2 protein-coding genes are annotated in these 2,810 nt (G+C 36.6%); both read left to right on the forward strand.

All coding sequences use genetic code 11. The annotated features are described in order from the left end of the window. Positions 1-496 precede the first annotated feature (496 nt). Positions 497-1,736, forward strand: a 1,240-nt coding sequence (locus tag AFK68_RS03185) for a GNAT family N-acetyltransferase (RefSeq protein WP_143437470.1), incomplete at its 3' end; no start/stop codon positions are given. A 318-nt stretch (positions 1,737-2,054) separates the two neighbouring features. Continuing rightward, a complete protein-coding gene (ruvX, locus tag AFK68_RS03190) occupies positions 2,055-2,504 on the forward strand; it encodes a Holliday junction resolvase RuvX (protein ID WP_094671567.1) in 450 nt (149 codons plus the stop codon). Positions 2,505-2,810: the final 306 nt, after the last annotated feature.

A 2,810-nucleotide genomic window follows, 5' to 3' on the forward strand; every position in this document is an offset into this window, starting at 1 on the left:
AAATGCTAAACTATCACAATCAATTTATGATGTGGCTTGAGAGGCATTTATAAAAAAACTTGAAACATTAGGGGTAAAACCTGGTTCTCATCTGGTAAAAGTTAGCCTTAATAATAGATATTAGAATTGTAGTAACTTTGGTCATAAAGTACATAAAATTCTGTCAGTTAGAACTCATTCTTCTCCTAAATAATGTAGTTTGGTAATAGACAGATATGAAAATTCAGTAATAAATATCTTAAATAAAACATTAAACAAGTTAGGTCTCATCTTTTCTACTTGGGTCGGGTTCAACATTAGGATAAGAACCAGGAAGCTCGAACTGTGAATTTGGGAAAGCCAAGATTATACTCCTTGCAGTTAACCATGAGAGAACCTCACCTCAGTCATTCCGAATAATTTGGATGACCAATAAATTTATTTAGCCAAATTCCCAGACCCACAAAATTTAAAATTTACTTTGACGTAAGCATCCCAAAACCAAGAACACAAAATCATGAAACCTTTCATCCGCCAAAAGCAAAGCCAGGTGGTCATTCGTCCCCTAGAGTACCGCGACCTAGAGGCTATCAAAAAGCTATGCTGGGAAACTCCAGAGGCCCAACACAACCACCGAGATGTTACTTTTAATCTCTCTCCCATTAACCTTAGCCAGAAATTGGCACAAATTCATCGTTGGTACTGGCCAATAAAGTTGTTGAGCCTTTTCCCTAATCCCTGCAAATATTTGTTAACTTCTTATGTTGCAGAAGTAGATGGACAAGTTAAGGGAGCAATCCAAGTTTGTCCAACAAATCGCACTCGCAGCAGTTGGCGGGTAGAAAGGATATTTATTGAAGAAGCAGGAAATACTAGAGGAATAGGTTCTCAACTACTTCGATACTGCTTTGAAAAAATTTGGGAAGCACGGACATGGTTGTTGCAAGTTAATGTGAATGATAAAGATACAATGGCACTGTATCGCCAAAATGGTTTTCAGCCATTGGCTCAAATTACTTACTGGACAATTACTCCCCAACAATTACAAGATTTATCCCAAACACAGCCAAATTTACCAAACTTACTACCTGTTAGTAATGCTGATGCTCAGTTGCTCTATCAATTAGATACTGCATCTATGCCACCTATGGTACGCCAAGTATTTGACCGCCATGTCCAGGATTTTCAAACTAGCTTTGTTAGTGGTTTGATTGAAGGAGTTAGACAATGGCTCAATCATACTGAGTTGGTAAGTGGTTATGTGTTTGAGTCTCAACGCAAGGCAGCAATAGGTTACTTCCAAGTAAAATTATGCCGTGATGGTACACAACCACACATAGCTGAGTTAACTGTACATCCGGCTTATACTTGGTTATACCCAGAATTATTATCACAAATGGCAACATTGGCTCAAGATTTTCCTAATCAATCTTTGCAACTTGCTTCTGCTGATTATCAACCTGAACGTGAAGCATATTTGGAACAGATAAAAGCTAAACAAATTGAACATACTTTGTTAATGTCTCGTTCTGTTTGGCATAAAGTTCGGGAGTCTAGGTCAGTCATTTCCGATCTCCAACTTTCGGAAGTTCTGCAAAGTTTGCAACCCGCGAGAAAGCCTGTTCCTAGTCGTAGTTCTTGGTTGAAAATGATGCAAAATAAAAAAGATATGGGTAGTAATTCCCAGACAAATACTCATAATAACCATTATTGGGAAGGAAAAAATGAAAAACTAAATTCTGATGCAGAATTTATTCNGTCTAGGTCAGTCATTTCCGATCTCCAACTTTCGGAAGTTCTGCAAAGTTTGCAACCCGCGAGAAAGCCTGTTCCTAGTCGTAGTTCTTGGTTGAAAATGATGCAAAATAAAAAAGATATGGGTAGTAATTCCCAGACAAATACTCATAATAACCATTATTGGGAAGGAAAAAATGAAAAACTAAATTCTGATGCAGAATTTATTCCTCCTAATTCAAAAAGTGCAGAGAATAATGATGATGAAAAAATCTAAGAATTATGATTTTTTAGTCTGTAACTAAATTAAATTTTTCATTGAAAAAGGAGTATAATTTCCAATGCCTCAAAATCGGATTTCCGCCTTAGGTTTGGATGTAGGTAGAAAACGTATGGGGGTCGCAGGATGTGATGGTACTGGTTTAATTGCTACTGGTATTACTACTATCAAGCGGACCTCATTTCAGCAAGATATAGCTCAATTGCAAACTATTGTCCAGGAACGTCAAGTACAACTTCTTGTGGTTGGTTTGCCCTATTCTATGAATGGTTCTATAGGTTTTCAAGGTAGGGAAGTACAAAAATATGCTCAAAGGTTGTCACAGACTCTCGAACTACCTGTAGAATATGTTGATGAACGTTTGACTTCGGTTCAAGCTGAGGAAATGCTGAAGGCGGCTAATATTTCTCCTTCTCAAAATAAGGGTTTAATTGATAGAAAGGCAGCAGCTTTGATTTTGCAACAATGGCTTGATGAACGGAGAGAAAACAATATTCAGTTTAGTAGTTAATAACTCTATATCGTTAGACTTAGCAAATACTAATTTTATCAGGATAAAATACTAAATCTCAAAGGTTTTGGTACATATCTTTCAGGTGGTCAGGAGTCAGGAGTCATTAGTTAGTAAAAAAAGGTACTAATACCAAGGGTGATAAATGTTTATTACAAATGGTAGAAGCAAGGAAGAGGGAAGAATTCATTAATGGATAATTGATAATGGATAATTGATAATTACCGAAATATTGTGGTTTAAAGCCTCCCCTTTTAAGGGGATAATAAATAAAAATTTTCCTGTTTGTCAATCCTCTCCTTTTCA

The sequence above is a fragment of the Hydrocoleum sp. CS-953 genome, from assembly GCF_002260545.1.
Taxonomy (GTDB): Bacteria; Cyanobacteriota; Cyanobacteriia; order Cyanobacteriales; family Microcoleaceae; genus Trichodesmium.